Origin of the sequence: Clostridium sp. chh4-2 (genome assembly GCF_002899675.1) — a bacterium.
Lineage (GTDB): Bacteria > Bacillota > Clostridia > Lachnospirales > Lachnospiraceae > CHH4-2.
On record NZ_PKUU01000028.1, the window covers coordinates 27,083 to 48,595 of the forward strand.

The following is a 21,513-nucleotide window of genomic DNA, read 5'->3' on the forward strand; positions in this document are numbered from 1 at the left end:
ATAATTTTTATTCACAGGAGGATAAGGCAATGGCAGACATTAAAAATTCATTTTCAAAAGGTTTAACTATGTTAAACGTAAAAACATCCACATTCTTGGAGATCAACAAAATTAAGACTTATATTTCCACATTGACAGGCGAGATTGAGACGCTGAAAAAGGAAATCGGCGATCTCGTATATCAGGAGTGGAGCGCTACGGACAATGTGACGTTAGACATGATCAGCGACAAACTGAATGCAATTAAAGAAAAACAGGAAATCATTAAAACACAGGAAGAAGAAGTTGTTCGTTTAAATGAATCCGAAAAACAGATTTTAGGAGCTTCGGAAACAGCACAGCAGGCAGTTCTCGTATGCCCGAACTGCGGCCAGACCTATGATGCGGCACCTAAGTTCTGCCGTAAATGCGGAACGAAGATGAACTAAACAAACAGGGAGGAACAGAGTATGTTTTGCAGAAAATGCGGAGCGAAAATTCCCGATGAATCCGAGTTTTGCCCTGAGTGCGGGACGAAGATCGTAAGGAAAGCAGGTCCAAATGATAATAACGGGGCGGCGTCGAATAAGGCGTCCGGCCCGTCGGCACCGAATCCGGCAGTACCAAACCAGACACCGCCGAAACAGACGGCTCCCAAGCAGGCGCCGCCAAGGCAGGCAGCGCCGAATCCGGCGCCTGCACCGATGCCTAATCCCTATCCGGCAGAGCCGAAAAAGAAGAAATTATGGCCTATTTTCCTTTGCATGGGGCTGGTTGTAATTTTGATTGCAGGGGCCTGCGGATTTTTAGGGCTCCAGGTGCTGAAAAAGAACAAAACGCAGCAGTTTGAACAGGAATATGTGGCGGTGGAAAATCAGCTGAAGAAATATTCTTATGAGAATATCTCGGAGTATAAGCAGCTGATGAGCGACTGCGAAGACGCAGTTCAGGCAAAGGCCACAAAGGAATTTGCAGGTTTGTCTGAAAAATTGAAAGCGGCTTCCGCTGAGATTGAAGAGCTTCATACGGTGATCGAAGAGGCCAAGACAAAGCAGGAATCCCTGTCAGGGGCCACCGGCGGATTCGTTATGGATGAGGCCAGACAGTCGGAATACAACAGCCTTGTGAAGAAGTACACCAAAGCGGTGGACAACCTGGATAAGGATTCCATCTTATCCCTTAGTAAAGAGCTGGACGAGTTCATTACCCAGCTGCAGGAAGAGAACAAAACAAAGGCAGAATCTTCCTATAACAGTCTGTTGAATGCGGATCTGACCAATGCCTATGAATCCGAAAAACAGATCATCCAGACCTATCAGACCCAGGTGAAAGAGAAAATGGACGCCGGCGATTACATAGGAGCCAGCGAAAGCCTTCAGAAATGGCAGAAGGTGATCGATTCCATCAATGGCCAGACGGATTACAATATGGGCGTGGAGCAGGTTGACGTATCCACCTTCCCGGTTGTAAAGCTCTATGTCCGTGTAGAAGATAAAAATACAGGCGAAGCCATTGATGACCTGAAAGCCGACAGCTTCCACTTGGCAGAGCGGATGGAGGGAAGCGGTTCCTTTACGGAGAAGACCATTATCAAAGCCGTACAGCTGGATGAAGTGGAAAACTTAAATATCAACATGGTGGCCGATATCAGCGGAAGCATGTCCGGAAGCGCTTTAACGGCAGCCAAGAACGTGATGAACAGCTTCCTTTCAGGAATCCAGTTCCAGATCGGCGACAAGGCGTCTCTGATCACATTTGCGGATCAGGTATATACGAATATTGGCTTTACTTCTGACTACAACCAGATTTCAAACACAATTAACTCCTTAGGCGCGTCGGGAAGCACGGCGTTCTATGATGCGTTATATGTGGCAGTCAACCAGACCGCCATGCAGAGTGGTGCAAAATGTATCATCGCATTTACCGACGGACAGGATAACATGAGTAAATGTGATCCGGCCATCATCACAGAACTGGCAATCCGGTATAAGATTCCGATCTTCATCATCGGTATCGATCCAAGCTTAGATACTTATACCATGAATTCCATCGCCAACAGCACCGGAGGTTTTTACCGCAATGTCAACGATATCAGCGACATGTCCGAGATCTATTCAGCCATCTACCGTCAGCAGAAAGAGATGTACCTGCTGGAATATGAGACTCTGAATCCGGATGCCACAACAGCGGTCAGATCCGTAACGGTTAACTACAGCGATGATCAGGTAACCGCAAGAAATGCCTATGAATTTGTTCCGGCCGTTTACATGGAAGCAACAGTTTCACAGGCGCTGCTGTTTACCAATGATTTCGTAATCTATGACAGCGATTCCAGATATATTACTGCCGCCGACTTAGCCCTGCTCACACAGGAACAGCTTCGTCTGGCGCGTAATGAGATCTATGCACGGCGCGGCCGTCTGTTTAAGGACGCCTATCTTCAGGATTATTTCAATCAGAAGTCCTGGTATCAGGGAACCATTTCACCAGACGCTTTCAGAGAAACCATGTTTAATGATTATGAAAGGGCCAACGCTTACTTTATCGCAGATTATGAGAGATTAAAGGGATATCTGCAGTAAAGAGTATCAGGAAATGGGCAGCTAAAAGGAGAGAATGAGATGAAGATATGCAGTAAATGCGGGGCTCAATTAAAAGATAACGCTAAATTTTGTACGAAGTGCGGCAATGTAATTGCCGATCAGCCGGCGGCTTCACAACCGCCGGTGCGGCCGGCGCCACAGGTCCGCCCTCCGGCACAGCAGCCGGAAAAAAAGAAAAGCGCCAAGCCGTTTATTATCGTGTGCTGTGTGCTGATCGCATTAATGATTATAGGAACGGCTGCATTTGTGGCTGTGAACATGAAGAAACCGGCATCAGAACCGGTGGGAATTGAAGAGCCGGACGAGGACGAGAGTGAGATGGAAACAAAGGAGGGGGAAGAGACTTCGGAGGAAGAAACGGAGGCTCAGACCACAGAAGCGGAGACGTCGGAAATTCCGTCTTCAGCGGCAGCGGAATCAACTCCTGTTTTTGCTGAGACAGAGGCTTCCACCGGCGCGGCAGCCGGTTGGACCTATCCTGAGACGGTTCCTGCGGCGACTACAGCGCCTGCAACTATGGCGGCTAATGTTACCTATGTCACATATTATGTGGTAAACTGCAATGAAAGCATTACCCTTAGGACAAGCCCGTCCACATCTGCCGGCGAAATCTGCCAGATTCCTCTTGGATCTGCGGTCAGCTATGTGGAGACGGCGGATAACGGTTTTTATAAGATTATTTATAACGGTAAGACAGGATACGGACTGGCGTCTTATCTGAGCCAGAGTAAACCGGCAGTGACGGGAAATACAGGAAGCAATACCACGGTTTACCGCACATTTTATGTGGTAAACTGCAACGAGAGCATTACCCTCAGGACAAGCCCGTCCACATCGGCCAGTGAAATCTGCCAGATTCCTCTTGGATCTGCGGTCAGCTATGTGGAAAGTTCCTCCAATGGCTTTTATAAGGTGATCTACAACGGCAGTACAGGATATGCATTGGCGTCTTATTTGGAGGAATATTAATGGATAACGGACAGAAAAAGATCATAGCGGCCGGCATTCTTGCTGTAGCAGTTACAGCCGGTATATGTATCGGCACGGTGGCATTTGTAAGCTCCCGTGCCGATGTCCAGGTTACGGCCCTGGCGGCAGAAAGCAAAAAGGATAAAAAGGCGTCAAAAGGCCAGGAGGAAAGCACAGCCGGCATGGAGAAAAAGGAAAAGGAAATAAGCACGGAAACAAAGGATGAACCGGTGTCCGAAACATCTTCGGCAAATGCGGAGGAAAGTTTGGCGGATCAGGAAAAAACTTCTGAAAATCCTGGCGAAAGCCAGCCCAGCCCGGAGAGCAGCGCCGCCGCTCAGGTAGATTTAAATGAAATTATAGTGGATAAAGACCCGGCATTGTATTCCTACGAGGATATGGAACACGATATGAAATTGTGGGAAAAAGCCTTTCCCCAGTTAATTACTATAAATTCTTTGGGAAAAACCTTTGACGGAAGAGAAATTTATGATATGGTAATTGGGGATATTAATGCTCCAAACCATGTTATGATCAATGCATCGATTCATGCAAGGGAATATATAACTACCCAGCTGGTTATGAAACAGACGGCTGCATTTTTGCAAAATCCGGAGACAAGCGGACAATATCTGAATGATACGGTGATCCATGTGATCCCTATGATCAACCCGGACGGAGTCACAATCAGCCAGTTTGGCCTGGACAAATTAAATAAACAGGAAACAAAGGATCTGGTTCAGGTAATCAGCCAGTTGGACGGTGCCTCGGATATGAACTCCTATCTGAGAAGGTGGAAAGCCAACGCTCAGGGCGTGGACGTCAACCGAAATTTCGATGCCCTTTGGGAAGATTACGGCGGCCCGGCCCAGGTATCCTCCGACCGGTATAAAGGCGAGGCGGTAGGATGTATACCGGAGTCAGCGGCTTTGATCCAGCTGACCAATACGTATAATTTTGTTAAAACGGTGAGCTACCATACCCAGGGCGGAGTGATATACTGGTATTTCGGACAGACCGGCGAGCTGAGGGATAAGACGGAAGGCATGGCTCAGGCTGTTTCGGCCGTGACCGGATATCCGCTGGATGCGAATTATCAGAATCTGGACCCGGCAGGATATAAGGACTGGGCGATCTCTAAAAAGGGCATTCCAAGCCTGACTATAGAAGTCGGAAGAGATACTTCTCCGGTTGACCCGGCTCAGTTTCAGGAGATATGGAACAAGAATAAAGAGGTGTGGAGTGTTATCTTAAATTATTAGGGGCATACTAATGCGTAATTGAAACCTTATTTTTGCGGCCTGCGGTACGCATCCTGTGATAATAAGGTTTCAAATGCGCTCTGAGAGCAGGAAAAGCAGCATAAGAAGAAAGGATGGATTATGAATTTAGTTTTTAAAAAAGTAGACGCTGAGGATATTGTAAAGCTGACGCCTTATTTTAATTTAAGAAGCAACAGAACGTGTGACAGTGTATTTCTGGACAGCTTTTTGTGGAGAGAATACTATAATGTAAGATATGCCCTTGTGGAGGGCAAGGCTCTGTTATGGCTGATGAGCATGGACGGAGAAGAGCACAGCGCGATGCCGATGTGCCGTCAGGAAGACCTTCCAGTTTATTTCAACATGATGGTGGATTACTTTAATCAGGTGCTTAAAAAGCCGTTTAAGATCTATCTGGCAGACGCGGAAGCGGTGGAATATCTGAACCTGGACCCGGAACGTTTTTCCGTGACGGAACAGGAGGATTTAAAAGATTACCTCTATGACGCCCAAGCGCTCAGAACTCTGGCCGGAAAAAAGCTTCATAAAAAGAAGAACCATCTGAACGGATTTTTAAGAGAGTATGAAGGACGGTTTGAATACCGGGCTCTCTGCTGTTCCGACCGCCATGACGTGTGGAATTTCCTCACGAAATGGAGGGACAAGAAGGGTGAAGAAGTGGAAGAACATCTGGACTATGAAGTGGAAGGTATCCACGAAATCCTGAAAAACTGCGCGGCTCTGTGCGTACGCATGGGAGGCGTATATATTGACGGAAGTTTAGAGGCATTTACGATAGGAAGTTTTAACAGCATGGAAAAGATGGCTGTGATTCATATCGAAAAAGCCAATCCTGAGATTCACGGATTGTATCAGTTCATCAACCAGCAGTTTTTAATCCATGAGTTTCCGGAAGCGGAACTGGTGAACAGGGAAGACGACTTGGGACTGGAAGGGCTGAGAAAAGCCAAGATGTCCTATAACCCGGTTGACTTTGCAAGAAAATATCTTGTTTTGCAGAAAGATTTTAAAGGATGAGCCTATGATTGGTTATCTGAATGAAGAGGAAAAGAAGAGATCAGAAATATTGTGGAAACAGGCATTTCCGGAAGATTCCGAAAGCTTTGACCGGTACTATTTCTCAGAAAAGATGAGAGAAAACAGGGTGCTGGCAAAAACGGAAGATACAGAACTTGTGTCTATGGCTCACCTGAACCCTTACCTGGTTCAGGCGGGCGTCTGCGTCTGGCGGTCTGATTATATCGTGGGGGTGGCTACCCATCGGGACAAGCGCCACCGCGGCTATATGAGAGAGGTGCTGACGCGGATGATGCAGGACATGTATGAGGAAAAGATGCCGTTTTGTTTCCTTATGCCGGCAGATGAGAGAATTTATCTGCCGTTTGATTTTACCTATATATTCGATCAGCCCCATTGGAAGCTGAAAGAGGGAGCCCCGCTGGAACGCGTTTCTTTAGAAGGCTCCGGCAAAACCCCGGCAGAGCTGGCCGCGTTTATGGAAAACTGGCTGTCTGACCGCTATGAGGTGTACTGTAAGAGGGATGAAGCATATGTGAACATGCTTTTAAAAGAGCTGGACAGTGAAAACGGAGAGACGAATCTTTTGTATCACGGAACTCGTTTAGTTGGTATGGAAAGCCAGTGGGGAATTGATAAAAAGGAACAGAGGCTACTTTACTGCGAACCGGAATATGTGGAAGAGGAAAAAGAGGCTTCACCGGCCATTATGGCGCGGATCATCTGCATGGAGCGTTTTGTGGAGGCGGTATGTCTGAAAGAAAGCTGCCCGGAGGAAGAGATTACGGTCCGACTGGCAGTGGAAGATAAGTTTTTGCCGCAGAACCATGGAAGCTATCTGTGGCATCTAAATCATAAAGGGTCCTGCCTTGAAAAGGTGAGCGGTGAAATTTTGCAGCAGGATGAGGCGGAGGACTGCCCGGTAATTTCTGTGGGCCGCCTGACTGCCTGGCTGTTTGGGTATTCCAGGGAATGCGGGGCGGAATGGATGAGTAAGGTGAAAACTTTGGAAGGCGTTTTTCTGGATGAAGTGGTATAATTGAGTATAGTGTGATAATAGATAACAGAAAGGCGGGTATGATATGGCAGATTCAATGGAAACTTTGAAACAATGGATTGAAGAAAGCGGAAACATCGTATTTTTCGGCGGCGCAGGAGTATCCACGGAAAGCGGGATTCCCGATTTTCGAAGCGTGGACGGCTTATATAACCAGGAATACAAATATCCGCCCGAAACGATTATCAGCCACAGCTTTTACCGGAAAAATCCGGAGGAATTTTACCGTTTTTACAAGAGCCGCATGATATTTTCCGACGCGAAGCCCAATGCGGCCCACATTGCATTGGCTAAGCTGGAGCAGCAGGGCAAATTAAAGGCGGTGATCACCCAGAATATTGACGGACTCCATCAGGCGGCCGGCAGCCGGGAGGTGATGGAACTTCACGGTTCCATACACCGGAATTATTGTACCAGATGCGGCCAGTTCTATTCCCTGAAGGAGATTATGGAGATGGACGGGGTGCCGCGCTGTAAATGCGGCGGAATCATAAAGCCGGATGTGGTTTTATACGAGGAAGGGCTGGATCAGGACACGCTGAGCAAATCCGTGGGATATATTAACCATGCGGATATGCTGATCGTGGGAGGAACTTCTCTCACTGTATATCCGGCGGCGGGATTAATTAATTATTATAAGGGCAGTAAACTGGTTTTAATCAACCGGAGCGTTACGCCGTTGGACAGCCAGGCGGATCTGGTGATAAGCGGAAGTATTGGAGAAGTTTTAGGAAGCATTGTTGAATAAAAGGAGGACTTACATATGTATCAGGCAGAAACATCGAGATATGAAAACATGGAGTACAGGAGATGCGGTAGAAGCGGGCTGAAACTTCCTGTGATTTCTCTTGGTTTGTGGCAGAATTTTGGCCTGGAAAAACCGTTGGAAGATCAGAAAACCATTATATTTAAGGCATTTGACAGCGGAATTACCCATTTTGACCTGGCTAACAATTATGGAAGTCCGGCAAAGGGAAAAGCGGAAGAGAATTTCGGGCAGATATTAAAGGATGATTTATCGTCCTATCGTGACGAGCTGGTTATCTCTTCAAAGGCGGGCTATGATATGTGGCCGGGACCTTATGGAAACTGGGGTTCCAGAAAATATCTGACAGCCAGCCTGGATCAGAGTTTAAAACGCCTGGGTCTTGAGTACGTGGACATCTTTTACCACCACAGACCTGACCCGGAGACGCCGATTGAGGAGACGATGGGAGCGCTGTCAGACCTTGTAAAGAAGGGAAAAGCTCTTTATGTGGGCATCTCAAATTACAGTGATGAAGAGGCGAAAAAGGCCATAGCGGTTCTTAAAGAGAACAAAACACCATGTCTGATCCATCAGCCCAGATACAATATGTTTGAACGCTGGGTAGAGGACGGACTTTTGAATACACTAGAACAGGAAGGCGTGGGCTGCATCGCTTACAGCCCGCTGGCACAGGGAGCTCTGACGGACAAATATTTAAAGGGAATTCCCGAAGGATCAAGGGCCAGCCGCACCGGATCTACGGTTGCAGGCCGTTATCTGACAGAAGAACGCCTGGATCAGATCAAAAAGCTGAATGCGATTGCAGAAAACAGAGGACAGTCCCTGGCTCAGATGGCATTATCCTGGATTTTATCCCATAAAGGTCTGACTTCCGTATTGGTGGGAGCCAGCAGCGCCGGACAGCTGGAAAACAGCATCGCAGCGGTGGGTAAATTGTCATTTGAACAGGCAGAGCTTGACCGGATTGAAGCAATCATTGGCAAAGGCCCCGGATTATTAGCATAGGAGGTTGACAGATTATGCCCGGACAATGGGTTTATGAAGTAGGAGATATTGTGAAATTAAAAAAGCCGCATCCCTGCGGCAGCAATGAATGGGAAATCCTGCGCGTGGGCGCGGATTTCCGGTTAAAGTGCATGGGATGCAGCCATCAGGTTATGGTAGCCCGTAAACTGGTGGAGAAAAACACCCGGGGACTCAGGAAACCGGAACAAAATAATCTTTAAATTCCGTATAGATCAACTGGCCAAGCCGGGTTATGCCGCCGTAAAGGTGCTTCTTCATAAGAGGCTCAATTGCGGCGGTATCTTTACGCTCTAAAATGTCCAGAAGTTCTTCATGTTCTTCTATAATCTGTTCAAAATTCTTCATTTCCACAATATCCATCATGCGGAAACGGGAATAGTCGCTGTCCGTCTTCTGTATCATCTCCCAGATGTAATTTTTCTTTGTTTCTAAAAACCAGATGGAATGAAGTCTGCTGTCCAGCTCATAAAAATCTGCGGGTTCAAATGATCCGGAGATCAGCTTTCTGGATTCCCGCACCAGATGGCGCATCTTTTCTATGGAGAGCAGGTCGCAGATCTTGGTAAAATCCCGAAGCACCATGGTTTCCACGGCCAGGCGCTGATAGATCATCTGGTTTACGCTGTCCAGATCGAGGAGAGTGACTGTGGTTCCTTTATAAGGCGTGATGGTGACTAAGCCGTTCTCCTGGAGGCGCTGCAGGACGCCGCGGATGGGCGTGCGGGACACGTTGAAACGGGCGCAGAGTTCATTTTCGCTCAGCACCTTTCCTGGTTCCAGCGTCAGGTTAATAATTTCTTCTTCCAATATCTTGTAGATAGCATCGCTGTTTAGAGTATCCATAAATCCCCCTGTATTTTAACTGTGTTGTAATGCGATAATGACTAATTCGGGCGGATTAAAAACGCGCACCAGAAAATTGTTGCCCAGTCCGCGGCTGACAACCAGGTGCTTTCCTTCTTCTTCAAACAGGCCTCCGTCGTATTTGGGGAACAGGCTTAAATCGGGCGAAAGAAGTCCGCCAAGCCCGGGAATCCGTATGATTCCGCCGTGTATATGGCCGGATAAGGTCAGATCAGCGCCCCAGTCCCGGTAAGAAGGATAATAAAGCGGGTTATGGGACAAAAGTACGGTATAGCAGGAGTTATCAAAACTTCCAAGGGCATTTTCCGTATCTTCCGCCGAAAAATGGATTCCTTTTATATATTCGCCCAACGGATCTTTATAGTATACCATGGGAGTGACTAAACCGTATAACTTGAGAAATGCTCCTTTTCGGGAAATGGTGGTCCAGTTATTTTCCAGAATCCGGATTCCCATCTTCCTTAATTCCGAAAGAAGCCCGGAGAGCACATCCGCAGATAATGACTGCTCATGGTTTCCGGTTATATAGTAAACCGGATACCGTTTTACAAGGCGGCGGCACAGATCAATGAAGCCGGGCACCGCCCTGTCCTTTTCATCCGCCATATCGCCGGTCATGGCGATGAGATGAGGACGGGCCTCATCAATCCGGTTCAGAAGAAGCCGGTTATCCGGCCCGTACAGCGCTCCATGAAGGTCGGACAGATGGGCGATCCGGCAGCCGTTAAATTCCGCCGGAATACGTGGTGAATTAATTGTATAATGAACTGTTTGAAACAAAAATAGTCCTTTCGGGACAATGCGTCCGCTGTTTTTTGATTTAGGTTTATTATACAAAGTATTTTTGTCCGTTACAAGTGATTCGGAAGAAAAAGAAATAAGAGGGATGGCACAGAGCTGCGGTTTCCTGTCCCTGTGCTCTGATATCTGATCCGGCTCAGACAGCTTCCATGGCTGCATTCTGTTCCGGTTTTGGGCATGAAAGTGTCTGAAGGTGCGGAAAGCCGGAAATGCTGCAAAAAATTTTAATAAAGTGCTTGCATAATACCTGATGGGGGTATATAATAAACAATGTAAATATACCTGTATGGGGTATACGGATGCAAAAGGAGGCCGGAATGATGGAAGAAGGAATGAACTGCTGTCACAAAACAAAAGAGCGGACAGAAAAAGAATATAAGAGCCTGGTACACCGTTTGAACCGGATTGAAGGACAGATACGCGGGATCAAAAACATGGTGGAAAAGGACGCCTACTGTACGGATATACTGGTCCAAGTGGCTGCGGCTACCGCCGCTCTGAACAGTTTCAGCAAGGAATTGCTGTCCAGCCATATACGGACCTGCGTTGCAGATGATATCCGCAGCGGCAAGGATGAGACCATTGACGAACTGGTCGATACAATCCGGAAGCTGATGCGGTAATATAATCCCGGAATGGGATAGATGCGAGAACTGTCAGAGCGGCGGCAAGGGAAATACGGCAGCAGAAAGCATTGACAGAAAGACAACAACAGGAAAGGAGTAAATAGATGGAGCAATATAATGTAACAGGTATGAGCTGTGCGGCATGCAGCGCCCGCGTCGAAAAAGCGGTATCCAAAGTGCCGGGAGTTAAATCCTGTTCGGTCAGCCTGCTGACCAATTCCATGGGAGTGGAGGGCGACGCACCGGCAGAGGCCGTGATCCGTGCGGTCGAGGAAGCCGGATATGGGGCGGCTGCGAAACGTGCCGCAGCAAAGAGCGGGCCGGCGGCAGATGACGGTGATATGTTAAAAGACAGGGAGACGCCGGTATTAAAGCACCGTCTGGCTGCCTCCCTTGGATTTTTGATTGTCCTGATGTATTTTTCTATGGGACATATGATGTGGAACTGGCCGGTTCCTGCATTTTTCGCGGATAATCATGTGGCTATGGGGCTGCTTCAGCTGATTTTGACGGCCATTGTCATGGTTATCAATCAGAAATTCTTCATCAGCGGATTCCGGGGGCTTTTGCATAAAGCTCCGAATATGGATACGCTGGTGGCATTGGGTTCCGGCGCGTCTTTTGTATATAGCGTGTATGCGCTGTTTGCCATGACGGCCGCTCAGACCAGAGGGGATATGGCGGGAGTCATGGAATACATGCATGAGTTTTACTTTGAATCGGCCGCCATGATTCTGACTTTGATTACAGTCGGCAAGATGCTGGAAGCCCGTTCTAAGGGTAAGACCACAGATGCGTTAAAAAGCCTGATGAAACTGGCGCCTAAAACAGCAACTATTATAGAAGGCGGCAAAGAGGTGGAAGTTTCCATCGATCAGGTGAAAAAAGGCGATATTTTTGTAGTCCGCCCCGGTGAAAATATTCCGGTAGACGGAATTGTTCTGGAGGGCAGCAGCGCGGTCAATGAATCGGCTCTGACCGGAGAAAGCATTCCGGTGGATAAAGGCGCCGGGGATCAGGTATCGGCCGCCACCACCAACCAGTCCGGCTTCATCAAATGCCAGGCGTCCAGGGTTGGCGAAGACACCACCTTGTCCCAGATCATACAGATGGTCAGCGATGCATCGGCAACGAAAGCGCCAATTGCCAAGGTTGCGGATAAAGTATCGGGAATCTTTGTGCCTATCGTGATTGTGATCGCTGCGGTGACTATACTGGCCTGGCTGATCGCAGGCCAGAGCGTCGGTTTTGCGCTGGCACGGGGTATATCCGTTCTGGTAATAAGCTGTCCGTGCGCTCTCGGTCTGGCAACTCCGGTTGCGATTATGGTGGGCAACGGAATGGGAGCCAAGAATGGCACCATGTTTAAGACAGCCGTTTCCCTGGAAGAGACGGGCAAGACACAGATCGTAGCCCTGGATAAGACCGGAACGATCACTAGCGGAGAACCTAAGGTGACCGATATTATTCCGGCAAAAGGATTTACGGAAAAACAGCTTTTAGAGCTGGCGTCCGCATTGGAGAAGAAAAGCGAACATCCGCTGGCCAGAGCGGTTCTTACGCGGGCTGAGGAAGAGAAGATGGAAGCCAGGGAAGTAACCGATTTTCGTGCGCTTCCCGGTAACGGATTATCCGCAGTTTTGGACGGCGCTGTGCTTTGCGGCGGAAACTTTACTTTTATCAGCAGCCAGGCAGAGGTGACTGAGGAGATGAAGCGCAGGTCGGAGCAGCTGGCAGAGGAAGGCAAGACCCCGTTATTTTTCAGTAAAGACGGCAGTATGGCCGGCGTCATAGCCGTAGCCGATACCATAAAAGAAGATAGCCCTCAGGCAGTAAAAGAGCTTCAGAACATGGGAATCCATGTAGTGATGCTGACTGGCGATAATGAGCGGACGGCCAGGGCTGTGGGAAAACAGGCCGGTGTGGACGCGGTGATTGCCGGCGTGCTCCCAGAAGGAAAAGAAAATGTGATCCGGGAACTGAAGAAAAAGGGCAAGGTGGCCATGGTGGGAGACGGCATCAACGATGCGCCCGCCCTCACCAGAGCGGATATCGGTATCGCCATCGGAGCAGGAACGGATATTGCTATCGACGCTGCCGATGTGGTGCTGATGAAGAGCCGCCTGAGCGATGTTCCGGCCGCCATCCGCCTGAGCCGGGCCACATTAAGAAATATTCACGAGAACCTGTTTTGGGCGTTCTTTTACAATGCGGTGGGAATACCGCTGGCAGCAGGCGTATGGTTCCCGTTATTCGGATGGAAACTGAATCCCATGTTCGGGGCGGCGGCCATGAGCTTATCCAGCTTTTGTGTGGTCACCAATGCGCTCCGGCTTAATTTCTTCAAAATGCATGACGCATCAGGGGATAAAAAAATAAAAGCAAAAAGAAAGGAAGAAAAAATTATGGAAAAAACAATGAAAATCGAAGGAATGATGTGCGGACACTGTGAGGCCAGAGTGAAAAAGTGCCTGGAAGCGCTGCCGGAAGTAAATGAAGCCGTAGTGAGCCATGAAGCCGGAACCGCAGTGGTAACCTTGAATTCACAGATAGAGGATGATGTTTTGAAAAAAACAGTGGAAGATCAGGATTATAAAGTGCTGTCCATTGAGAACAGCGGCAAATAAAATGTAACAGTTCAGCATTCCGATGCTTTAGCCGGCTTCGGAAGGCTGAACTGTTATAATAAAATCAAAAAATCCCTGAAAAATGCTTGATTTTATGGACAAAGTTTGATAAAATGAATATTCGTGACATATAAATTCCTTGCTCCTGAAACTGAAAGCAGGGGCCAGAGACCACAAGGAGGTTAAAAGCATGAACAAATATGAATTAGCAGTTGTTCTTAGCGCAAAACTCGATGATGAAGAAAGAGCAGCAGCACTTGAAAAGGTAAAAGGATATATTGCCCGTTTCGGTGGTACTGTAACTAACGTTGATGAATGGGGTAAGAAGAGATTAGCTTACGAAATTCAGAAGATGAAAGAAGCTTTCTATTATTTCATCCAGTTTGAGTCTGATTCCAATTGTCCTAACGAAGTGGAAGCACACGTTCGTATTATGGAGCAGGTTATCAGATATTTATGCGTAAGACAGGATGCATAATAGAAGATAAGAAAGAGTGATCGTATGAATAGAGTTATCCTTATGGGTAGATTGACAAGAGATCCTGAAGTGAGATATTCTCAGGGCGAGCGTTCTATGGCAATTGCAAGATATACTCTTGCCGTTGACAGAAGAGGCCGCAGAAGCCAGGACGGCGGCGAACAGACAGCAGACTTTATCAATATCGTAGCATTTGACAGAGCCGGAGAATTTGCAGAAAAGTACTTCCGCCAGGGTATGAGGGTTTTAGTTTCAGGAAGAATTCAGACTGGTAGCTATACCAACAAAGATGGTCAGAAAGTTTATACGACTGACATTATTGTAGACGATCAGGAATTTGCTGACAGCAAGGGCGCTGCTTCCGATATGGGCGGCGGCGGATACCAGCAGCCGGCAGCCAGACCAGCGCCATCCAGCGCAATTGGTGATGGATTTATGAACATTCCGGACGGAGTTGAAGACGAAGGACTTCCGTTCAATTAATACCTATATTCGAAGAAGGAGGTAACATCAATGGCATTCAATAGAAATGATAAAGCTGACGGTTCTAAGATGAGAAGAGGCGGCGGTATGCGCAGAAGAAAAAAAGTTTGCGTATTCTGCGGCGATAAGAACGGCGTAATCGATTATAAAGATGTAAACAAATTAAAAAGATATGTATCTGAGAGAGGTAAAATTCTTCCTAGAAGAATCACAGGAAACTGTGCAAAACATCAGAGAGCTCTTACAGTAGCAATTAAGAGAGCACGTCATATCGCTTTAATGCCTTACACAATGGAGTAAGATCCTTATTCTATAAGGGCTTTGAGTGTTGGTTTTGCTCAAATGTTTACTCATAGTGTGAATAAAATATGATTTTATAAATGACCTTATATGAAAATATGAGGTCATTTTTTGTGCTTTCGGCGGTATATGTTTCTAATAGGTGTAAAATGATATAAAAAACCTTCCAGACAAAATCTCAATCCAGCATTCGTGAATTTACGGATACAGGTTATTGAAGGAAGAAAAGAACCGAGAAGGGTACAAAGAAAAAACGAGGCAAGGGACAGGATGTGATGATAGAATTAGATATAAACTGCAAATTGCCGATATTGGTTTATATACCTGTGATTATTTGATATAATCAAGCTATCAATGAATGCGGGGAGGCGGGAAATTGTCAGAGAAAAAAGAGCGGTGGATACTGGCAGTTGTTCTGCCTATGATAGTGATTTTGATGCTGGCGTTATGGGGGATTAAGCCGCGCCTAGATGAAATCACAACTGTAACCTCTGCAGACGGCATATGGGATTTGACGGATTACGCCCTTGACCAAAGGGTGACTAGACTTACCGGTTCCGTTGAATATGTACCAAACGCTCTGCTTACCCCGCAGGCTTTTTCTGAGAATGCTTTATTAAGAGACAATAAAATCCTGCTGGGACAGCCTGGCAATGAGATTCCGTATGCCACCAGCCGGATGCGGATAAAGGCTCCGAAAGGCAGCTATTTTATCTGCGGGTACAGCGTGGACTTTGCCAGCCGGATGTATGCCAATGGGGAGTTGCTGTTTGAAGCCGGCGTTCCGGGCGACAGCCGGGAAAATACTGCGCCGGGCGTGGAATTCTATGTGCTTCCGGTATCGCCGGACGAAAATGGAGAGATTGTTATTGTGCAGCAGGCGTCCAATTTCACCCATAAAGACGGGGGAACCCATGGAACTCTCTACATCGGCATGCCGGAGCAGATCAACCGGTATGCAGTCCGTAATCTCTGGCCGGAAGTAGTGCTCATGGGATGCTATCTTTCTCTGTTTGTCGTACATCTGATCCTCTATTTGATGATGCGTGGCTACAGGCCTAATTTCCTGTTTGCTTTGTACTGCCTAACATGGTTTGTCCGTACAGGAGTGACCGGACAACGGATATTTAGCGTGATATTGCCGCAGCTGCCGTGGACGGCAGTGTTCCGGCTGGAATATTTAACGATGCCGTTAAGCGGTATTTTGCTTGTTTGGCTTCTATATCTGCTATTTCCGGGTGTGCTGCAAAAATGGTTTCCTCCGGCTGTCACTATATTATGCGGTTTATTCGCAGCTGTTGATCTGTTCGGTTCCACATTGTTTATGTCCTATACTACAGTCTGGCGTATCGTGATTCTGGTGCTTATCGGCATATATTTTTTTGTCCGCCTGTTTTTGAGCTGGCAGAGGCCGGACCCGGGACAGTCTGCCGTATTGTCGGGATTTGCATTTTTGGTGTTTGCAGCCATATGGGATATGATGTACCATCGTGATATGTTCATGGCTCCGGCCCTGCGCTTTGCGATTTCGGAGATGGCAATGGCGGTGTTCGTCCTATTTTCCATGACAGCTATGTTTTTTGGTACCATGCGGGAGGTGCGCCGCGCCAGAGAGAGGGAGGAGCGCATGGCCGCTGAAAAGGAGATGCTGGCGGAGATGAATCGAATGAAAAATCAGTTTTATACGGAAATATCCCACGAAATGAAAACTCCTTTAACGGTTATATCTGTCAATGCGCAGTTCGCGGCCCAGAACATTAAGGCCGGTGTGGTGGATGAAGAAACAGTTACCGATCTGACCGCTATTTCGGCCGAAGCCAGGCGGTTGTCGGAAATGGTCACAGGCCTTGTGGATCTTGGCCGAATGCAGGGAACCGTATCCGGGAGAACGGAACTGTCTCTTGAGTCTTTAGTGGCGGAAACGGTGCGCATTTATCAATCCATGTTTGCCCGGCGGGCAAATACCCTGACAGCAGAACTTGAACCGGACATACCCGTTGTGGAGGGCAGCACCGACCAGATTGTTCAGGTTCTGATCAATCTTCTCAGCAATGCCAACAGACATACAAGAAACGGCAAGGTAGTGGTCAACGCGGAAGTTTTGAATGACCAGGTACGGATCAGCGTTTCGGATAATGGAAGCGGCATCAGCGCGGAACTGCTTCCGCACGTATTTGACCGGTTCTGGCGGGGCGAGGGAGGCGGAACCGGTTTGGGGCTTACCATATGTAAAACAATAATAGAAGAACATGGCGGCGAAATTGGAATAGAGAGCGAAGAGCACAGGGGGACAAGGGTTTGGTTTACTCTTCCGGCGATGAAAGGGGCGGGACATGAAAGAAACGGGGATAATTCTCCTGGTAGAAGATGACAAAAATATTCAGCGGATTAACCGTCGGATTTTGGAACGGGAAGGATTCACGGTACTGTGTGCCGCAACCATAGGGAAGGCATATGAGCTTCTTCAAAAGCATTCGCCGGATGTTCTGGTGTTGGACATTATGCTTCCGGATGGAAGCGGGCTGGTTTTTTGTGAAAAAATCCGTTCTGCTACTCCAGCGCCGGTACTGTTTCTGACAGCACTGGATGAAAAGAATGAGATTATTGAAGGGCTTGTTGCAGGCGGCAATGACTATATTACAAAGCCTTATGATGTGGACGAATTTGTGGCCCGCGTTAAAACCCAGCTCCGCCTTGTGCGCATGAATCGTCAAACAATGGAACACACAAAAACTTTGACGAGGGGGCCTTTGGTTCTGGATACAGTAGCGCTGCGGGTCTTTTTAAACGGCAGCGATATGAGGCTTTCTGCCAGGGAATTTTCCGTTCTGCTGTATCTTTTAAAAAATGAGGGAAAAACCCTTCCGGCGGAGGAAATCTATGAAGAGATCTGGAAACAGCCCATGTCCGGAGATGCTAATGCTCTTTGGAAATGTATGTCGCGGCTAAAGAATAAACTGGCGGCTTCAGAAGGCAGAATATCTTTAATGAATTTTCGAAATGAGGGCTATCTGTTAGACATTTTGGACGACGGGCTGGAAAATAAGTGATATAAGAGTGACGGTATAACGCGAACCTGACATTTTGGTAAGGTTCGCGTTTTTTTCGTTTTTTTCTGTTATGCTGAATCTGAGAAAGGAGGAGGCGTATGGAAAAAGAACATTCACAGATAAGGTTTGAGGTGTGTATAGAGGATTACCGCAATTATACATGGCAGGGAAAATTGACAACAGAGGGTCGTGTGATTGAGTTTAAAAGTGATTTAGAACTGCTGCTCACCATAGATAAACTGGTGAGTAATAGGATGTGAAAGGCCTTTCTGCAGTTTCACTATTAAAAAAGGAGGGAGGCCAGTTAATGAAACTTTATACAGGTATCGCTGGACAGTCTCAGGTCTTATGTCATCAAGAGAGCGCAGTTCGTAATGAACGGTTCGTCGGGGAATGTTTAAAAAGGATAAGCGCGGCTTCAGATGCGGAAGAAGGACTGCGCCAGCTTCTTTGTTTTTTAGGGGAGAAGCTGGAATGCGACCGGGTATACGTGTTTGAGGAGATCGACCGGCAGCATATTTACAACACATACGAATGGTGTAGGCCGGGAATCTCATCCGGTATTGAAGAACTCCCTTATGTGACAAAAAAAGACTTGTTTCCCTGGTATGGGCGGTTGGCAGGTGGAGGGAACATCATCGAATCGGATGTGGAAATGCTTAAAAAAAGTGATCCATTAATTTATGAATTTTTACAGTTTCAGGAAATCCACTCCATCATTCTGAGCCCTATGATGGTCCAGGGAAAGATATACGGTCTTCTGGGGGCGGATAATCCTCCGCCGGAAAACCTCAGACATATTTCGGTGCTGTTCGATTTGCTGGCATATTTCGTATATTCTCTGGTCAGCCAAAGGGAATTGTCAAGGCTCAGAGAGATCCGCAACTCTGTTCAGAAAACCAGAACTGCCGAATCCAGGCATGTGGGAAAGACCGTTTTGCTGGTAGACGACAGCCCGGAGCTGCTTCGCCTGAATGAACGAGTCCTTCGTCCGGATGGTTATACTATTATGAGTGCGAAGTCACTGCAGGAAGCCGGTGCGCTGCTTAAAAAATCTTCGCCGGATGTCATTGTTTTGGATATTGATCTGTCGGATGGAAACGGACTGAGCTTTTGCAGAGAACTGCGCAGCAGAGCTGACATTCCGGTGGTATTTCTTACGGCCCACTCCGATGCGCGAACTGCGCGGGAAGGGATAGAGGCCGGAGGCTGCGCATTTCTGACTAAGCCTTATCAAATGGAGGATTTACAGAAAGCGGTGTCTGATGCGGTGGATGGAAAAAACAGCTCCAAAATATGAAAAATAAATTTGAATTTTCAATTAGCTGTTAGCCGGATTGATCAAATCCAATTCCAGCTTGTTGAAGCTGTTAATAATATGCTTTTTAAAGGTGAGCAGCATCTTAGGCATAAATTTTTCTTTGTGGTAAACGATATAAAAATCCTGTTTCATATTTAAAAAAGGAATGGCTTTAAATTCACCGCTTTTCAGCCTTTTTCGGACAGAAAGCTTAGATAATACTCCCACTCCGTGTCCTGCCGCCACCGCATTTTTAATTGCCTGTGTATTATGGCAGATCCAGGTGGGATTCCACTGGATGCCCAGTTCTTTTGTCACCTTTTCAAACTGTATTCTGGTTCCGCTTCCGGGTTCTCGGATGATAAAGTCTGCGGTTTCTAAATCACGTACCGTGATGGTCTCCATTTGGTAAAAAGGATGTTTATGGCTGTAGACAGCCACCACGTCGGCTTCCATAAACTGTTCCGTAATCAGCACCGGGTTATCGATATAGCCTTCGATAAGAGCGATATCAATATCATTATTTAATAATAAATCTTGCACGCGTTGGGTATTTTCGATATAAACACGGTATTGAATATCAGGATAAAGAACTTTAAAAGAAGAAATGATGTCGCTTAATACACTGGTGCCAACAGTGACGCTGGCCCCGATTCTGATTAAGTCATTGGTAGCGGTATGCCGGATCTCGCTGTCAATTTTGTCATATGTATCAACCAGATAGATAGAATGGTGGTAAATTGTTTTGCCCGCTTCTGTTAAATAGAGTTTCTTATCAAGTCTTTCAAATAATTTCACTCCATACCAGTCTTCCAGTTCTCCGATCGTTTTACTGATTGATGGCTGAGATACGTGCAGAATTTTCGATGCTTGTGTCATATTCATATGTCTACAGACTTCATTGAAAACCCGAAAGTGTCGAATTGTCATTGTAAAACCTCCTAATAGTTTATCCATTGGTAATTTGGGCAGCTGCATATCTTGATGTAAAAAATTATAATGATAACATAAAATAATCCCATTTTTAAAGTATAACGATAAATGGCAGAGCAATCATTGTTTTGTCTAAAAGATTAATTATAGAAATTATATTACATTAAATATAGCATTTCAAGTTGTTAAATAATGGTATAATATTCTATTTTAGTGCACATTTTGCATAATAAACCCTGATTTTGATGAAAATAATTGACTTTAATAACCAATTGGTTATCTGTCCGATTCGGTTTATGTATTTTACAAAGTACAATCCGGTGTTTATAATGAAACCATAAGCAGAGAGATAATAATTCAGATGAAAAGGAGACAGAGAAATGCCGGAAGTAGTGACGATTGGAGAGACTATGGTGGTTTTTGACAGCCTGAATGCTACCAGGCTGAGATATAGTTACAACTTTGAATGCCATACCGGCGGCGCTGAAACGAACACTGCAGTCGCATTGACTCGGTTAGGACATACGGCCGGCTGGATCAGCAGATTGGGCGAGGACGAGTTTGGTTATAAGATTTTAAACCAGTTTCGGGGAGAGGGCGTGGATGTAAGCCAGGTTCAGATGTCGGATCAGGAAGTAACAGGCATTTTCTTCCGTCAGAGGCTGGATAACGGTGAAAGTAAAAACTTTTATTATCGGAAAGGATCGGCGGCCAGCGCCATGACTCCGGATATTCTGAATGAAGATTATATAAAAAATTCAAAAATTATGCATATTTCGGGAATTACTCCGGCAATCAGCGAAAGCGCGGCACGTACAGTGGAGAGGGCTATGCAGATTGCAAAAGAAAACAACATTTTAGTGGCATTTGATCCGAATCTGAGATTAAAGGTGTGGACGTTGGAGGAAGCGAAAAAGACCCTTGACCGGTTAATGGCATATGTGGATATTGCGCTGCCGGGAGTGGAAGAAGGGGAGCTGCTGTATGGGACTTCTGATCCGGATAAGATCGCTGCGGCCGTTAAAAACTATGGTGTTAAAACGGTTATTGTAAAAGTTGGAGCTGATGGCTGTATTGGATACGAAGGAAATAACAGAGAGGTTTCTTCCGGTTTTAAGGTGAAAAAAGTAGTTGATGCATTTGGCGCAGGAGATGCTTTTGCAGCCGGTATTTTGGCCGGGACCTTGGAAGGGCGTTCTTTGGGAGAGCGTATGAAGTTAGCAAATGCGGTCGGCGCTATGACGGTTACGGTAAAGGGTAATATTGAGGCATTCCCGATGAGAAAGGAAGTCGAAGATTTTATCAGCGGCAGTACGGGGATTAATCGATAACATAAAAATTATATGTG

General features: G+C 46.7%; 22 protein-coding genes. 19 read left to right on the forward strand and 3 right to left on the reverse strand.

Translation table 11 applies throughout. The features are described 5' to 3' along the window. The first annotated feature begins 29 nt into the window (after window positions 1-29). The 9 genes from C0033_RS22985 (at window position 30) to C0033_RS23025 (ending at window position 8,903) form a co-directional block, all read left to right on the forward strand. The gene (locus C0033_RS22985) at window positions 30-428 is read left to right on the forward strand and encodes a zinc ribbon domain-containing protein (RefSeq protein WP_103228230.1); all 399 of its coding nucleotides are present in this window, start codon (window positions 30-32) and stop codon (window positions 426-428) included. 21 nt (window positions 429-449) lie between these two features. Beyond that, on the forward strand, window positions 450-2,561 hold the full coding sequence (locus tag C0033_RS22990; RefSeq protein ID WP_103228231.1) for a YARHG domain-containing protein: 2,112 nt from the start codon (window positions 450-452) through the stop codon (window positions 2,559-2,561). Between the two features lie 39 nt (window positions 2,562-2,600). Continuing rightward, window positions 2,601-3,551 carry an SH3 domain-containing protein gene (locus tag C0033_RS22995; RefSeq protein WP_103228232.1) on the forward strand — a complete coding sequence of 317 codons (951 nt, stop codon included), beginning with the start codon at window positions 2,601-2,603 and terminating at the stop codon, window positions 3,549-3,551. After that, entirely contained in the window at window positions 3,551-4,813 is a 1,263-nt protein-coding gene (locus tag C0033_RS23000; RefSeq protein ID WP_103228233.1) for a M14 family zinc carboxypeptidase, read from the forward strand. The genes C0033_RS22995 and C0033_RS23000 overlap by 1 nt, the downstream gene beginning before the upstream one ends. Before the next feature lie 120 nt (window positions 4,814-4,933). Next, complete coding sequence (locus C0033_RS23005; RefSeq protein ID WP_103228234.1) at window positions 4,934-5,851, forward strand: phosphatidylglycerol lysyltransferase domain-containing protein; 918 nt, start codon at window positions 4,934-4,936, stop codon at window positions 5,849-5,851. A 4-nt stretch (window positions 5,852-5,855) separates the two neighbouring features. Then, window positions 5,856-6,890 carry a GNAT family N-acetyltransferase gene (locus C0033_RS23010; RefSeq protein WP_103228235.1) on the forward strand — a complete coding sequence of 345 codons (1,035 nt, stop codon included), beginning with the start codon at window positions 5,856-5,858 and terminating at the stop codon, window positions 6,888-6,890. A 43-nt stretch (window positions 6,891-6,933) separates the two neighbouring features. Beyond that, window positions 6,934-7,656: an NAD-dependent protein deacylase gene (locus C0033_RS23015; protein ID WP_103228236.1), complete on the forward strand. Its 723-nt coding sequence runs from the start codon at window positions 6,934-6,936 to the stop codon at window positions 7,654-7,656. Between the two features lie 15 nt (window positions 7,657-7,671). Continuing rightward, the gene (mgrA, locus tag C0033_RS23020) at window positions 7,672-8,682 is read left to right on the forward strand and encodes an L-glyceraldehyde 3-phosphate reductase (protein WP_103228237.1); all 1,011 of its coding nucleotides are present in this window, start codon (window positions 7,672-7,674) and stop codon (window positions 8,680-8,682) included. Between the two features lie 14 nt (window positions 8,683-8,696). After that, entirely contained in the window at window positions 8,697-8,903 is a 207-nt protein-coding gene (locus C0033_RS23025) for a DUF951 domain-containing protein (RefSeq protein WP_103228238.1), read from the forward strand. On the opposite strand, the gene C0033_RS23030 is transcribed toward C0033_RS23025, so the two are convergent. Continuing rightward, window positions 8,875-9,546: a GntR family transcriptional regulator gene (locus C0033_RS23030; protein WP_103228239.1), complete on the reverse strand. Its 672-nt coding sequence runs from the start codon at window positions 9,544-9,546 to the stop codon at window positions 8,875-8,877. The two genes, C0033_RS23025 and C0033_RS23030, sit on opposite strands and share 29 nt — an antisense overlap. 15 nt (window positions 9,547-9,561) lie before the next feature. Next, on the reverse strand, window positions 9,562-10,347 hold the full coding sequence (locus C0033_RS23035; RefSeq protein WP_180994716.1) for a metallophosphoesterase: 786 nt from the start codon (window positions 10,345-10,347) through the stop codon (window positions 9,562-9,564). Between the two features lie 341 nt (window positions 10,348-10,688). Between C0033_RS23035 and C0033_RS23040 the strand changes: the two genes are divergently transcribed. The 9 genes from C0033_RS23040 to C0033_RS23075 all read left to right on the forward strand — a co-directional run bounded on the left by C0033_RS23040 (window position 10,689) and on the right by C0033_RS23075 (window position 19,232). Further along, window positions 10,689-10,991 (forward strand): metal-sensing transcriptional repressor, encoded by a 303-nt coding sequence (locus tag C0033_RS23040; protein ID WP_103228292.1) that lies wholly within the window; start codon window positions 10,689-10,691, stop codon window positions 10,989-10,991. Window positions 10,992-11,098: 107 nt separating this feature from the next. After that, complete coding sequence (locus tag C0033_RS23045; RefSeq protein ID WP_103228241.1) at window positions 11,099-13,621, forward strand: heavy metal translocating P-type ATPase; 2,523 nt, start codon at window positions 11,099-11,101, stop codon at window positions 13,619-13,621. Window positions 13,622-13,811: 190 nt separating this feature from the next. Next, window positions 13,812-14,099: a 30S ribosomal protein S6 gene (gene rpsF, locus C0033_RS23050; protein ID WP_103228242.1), complete on the forward strand. Its 288-nt coding sequence runs from the start codon at window positions 13,812-13,814 to the stop codon at window positions 14,097-14,099. Window positions 14,100-14,123: 24 nt separating this feature from the next. Continuing rightward, window positions 14,124-14,582: a single-stranded DNA-binding protein gene (locus tag C0033_RS23055; RefSeq protein WP_103228243.1), complete on the forward strand. Its 459-nt coding sequence runs from the start codon at window positions 14,124-14,126 to the stop codon at window positions 14,580-14,582. A 30-nt stretch (window positions 14,583-14,612) separates the two neighbouring features. Further along, entirely contained in the window at window positions 14,613-14,882 is a 270-nt protein-coding gene (gene rpsR / locus C0033_RS23060) for a 30S ribosomal protein S18 (protein WP_103228244.1), read from the forward strand. A gap of 376 nt (window positions 14,883-15,258) precedes the next feature. Further along, window positions 15,259-17,253, forward strand: a complete 1,995-nt coding sequence (locus C0033_RS23065) for a sensor histidine kinase (RefSeq protein ID WP_103228245.1) — start codon at window positions 15,259-15,261, stop codon at window positions 17,251-17,253. After that, entirely contained in the window at window positions 17,216-17,932 is a 717-nt protein-coding gene (locus tag C0033_RS23070; protein WP_103228246.1) for a response regulator transcription factor, read from the forward strand. Before C0033_RS23065 ends, C0033_RS23070 begins: the two co-directional genes overlap by 38 nt. A gap of 98 nt (window positions 17,933-18,030) precedes the next feature. Then, complete coding sequence (locus C0033_RS27225) at window positions 18,031-18,192, forward strand: hypothetical protein (protein ID WP_180994717.1); 162 nt, start codon at window positions 18,031-18,033, stop codon at window positions 18,190-18,192. Window positions 18,193-18,239: 47 nt separating this feature from the next. After that, on the forward strand, window positions 18,240-19,232 hold the full coding sequence (locus C0033_RS23075) for a response regulator (protein ID WP_103228247.1): 993 nt from the start codon (window positions 18,240-18,242) through the stop codon (window positions 19,230-19,232). A 21-nt stretch (window positions 19,233-19,253) separates the two neighbouring features. Here the strand turns inward: C0033_RS23075 and C0033_RS23080 are convergent, their stop codons facing one another. Next, entirely contained in the window at window positions 19,254-20,210 is a 957-nt protein-coding gene (locus C0033_RS23080; protein ID WP_103228248.1) for a LysR family transcriptional regulator, read from the reverse strand. A gap of 335 nt (window positions 20,211-20,545) precedes the next feature. Between C0033_RS23080 and C0033_RS23085 the strand changes: the two genes are divergently transcribed. Continuing rightward, on the forward strand, window positions 20,546-21,496 hold the full coding sequence (locus tag C0033_RS23085) for a sugar kinase (protein WP_103228249.1): 951 nt from the start codon (window positions 20,546-20,548) through the stop codon (window positions 21,494-21,496). Window positions 21,497-21,513: the final 17 nt, after the last annotated feature.

Coding starts and splice junctions, on each gene's coding strand:
- C0033_RS22985 (WP_103228230.1), top strand. CDS start 30: ATGGCAGACATTAAAAATTCATTTTCAAAAGGTTTAACTATGTTAAAC.
- C0033_RS22990 (WP_103228231.1), top strand. CDS start 450: ATGTTTTGCAGAAAATGCGGAGCGAAAATTCCCGATGAATCCGAGTTT.
- C0033_RS22995 (WP_103228232.1), top strand. CDS start 2,601: ATGAAGATATGCAGTAAATGCGGGGCTCAATTAAAAGATAACGCTAAA.
- C0033_RS23000 (WP_103228233.1), top strand. CDS start 3,551: ATGGATAACGGACAGAAAAAGATCATAGCGGCCGGCATTCTTGCTGTA.
- C0033_RS23005 (WP_103228234.1), top strand. CDS start 4,934: ATGAATTTAGTTTTTAAAAAAGTAGACGCTGAGGATATTGTAAAGCTG.
- C0033_RS23010 (WP_103228235.1), top strand. CDS start 5,856: ATGATTGGTTATCTGAATGAAGAGGAAAAGAAGAGATCAGAAATATTG.
- C0033_RS23015 (WP_103228236.1), top strand. CDS start 6,934: ATGGCAGATTCAATGGAAACTTTGAAACAATGGATTGAAGAAAGCGGA.
- mgrA (WP_103228237.1), top strand. CDS start 7,672: ATGTATCAGGCAGAAACATCGAGATATGAAAACATGGAGTACAGGAGA.
- C0033_RS23025 (WP_103228238.1), top strand. CDS start 8,697: ATGCCCGGACAATGGGTTTATGAAGTAGGAGATATTGTGAAATTAAAA.
- C0033_RS23030 (WP_103228239.1), bottom strand. CDS start 9,546: ATGGATACTCTAAACAGCGATGCTATCTACAAGATATTGGAAGAAGAA.
- C0033_RS23040 (WP_103228292.1), top strand. CDS start 10,689: ATGGAAGAAGGAATGAACTGCTGTCACAAAACAAAAGAGCGGACAGAA.
- C0033_RS23045 (WP_103228241.1), top strand. CDS start 11,099: ATGGAGCAATATAATGTAACAGGTATGAGCTGTGCGGCATGCAGCGCC.
- rpsF (WP_103228242.1), top strand. CDS start 13,812: ATGAACAAATATGAATTAGCAGTTGTTCTTAGCGCAAAACTCGATGAT.
- C0033_RS23055 (WP_103228243.1), top strand. CDS start 14,124: ATGAATAGAGTTATCCTTATGGGTAGATTGACAAGAGATCCTGAAGTG.
- rpsR (WP_103228244.1), top strand. CDS start 14,613: ATGGCATTCAATAGAAATGATAAAGCTGACGGTTCTAAGATGAGAAGA.
- C0033_RS23070 (WP_103228246.1), top strand. CDS start 17,216: ATGAAAGAAACGGGGATAATTCTCCTGGTAGAAGATGACAAAAATATT.
- C0033_RS27225 (WP_180994717.1), top strand. CDS start 18,031: ATGGAAAAAGAACATTCACAGATAAGGTTTGAGGTGTGTATAGAGGAT.
- C0033_RS23075 (WP_103228247.1), top strand. CDS start 18,240: ATGAAACTTTATACAGGTATCGCTGGACAGTCTCAGGTCTTATGTCAT.
- C0033_RS23080 (WP_103228248.1), bottom strand. CDS start 20,210: ATGCAGCTGCCCAAATTACCAATGGATAAACTATTAGGAGGTTTTACA.
- C0033_RS23085 (WP_103228249.1), top strand. CDS start 20,546: ATGCCGGAAGTAGTGACGATTGGAGAGACTATGGTGGTTTTTGACAGC.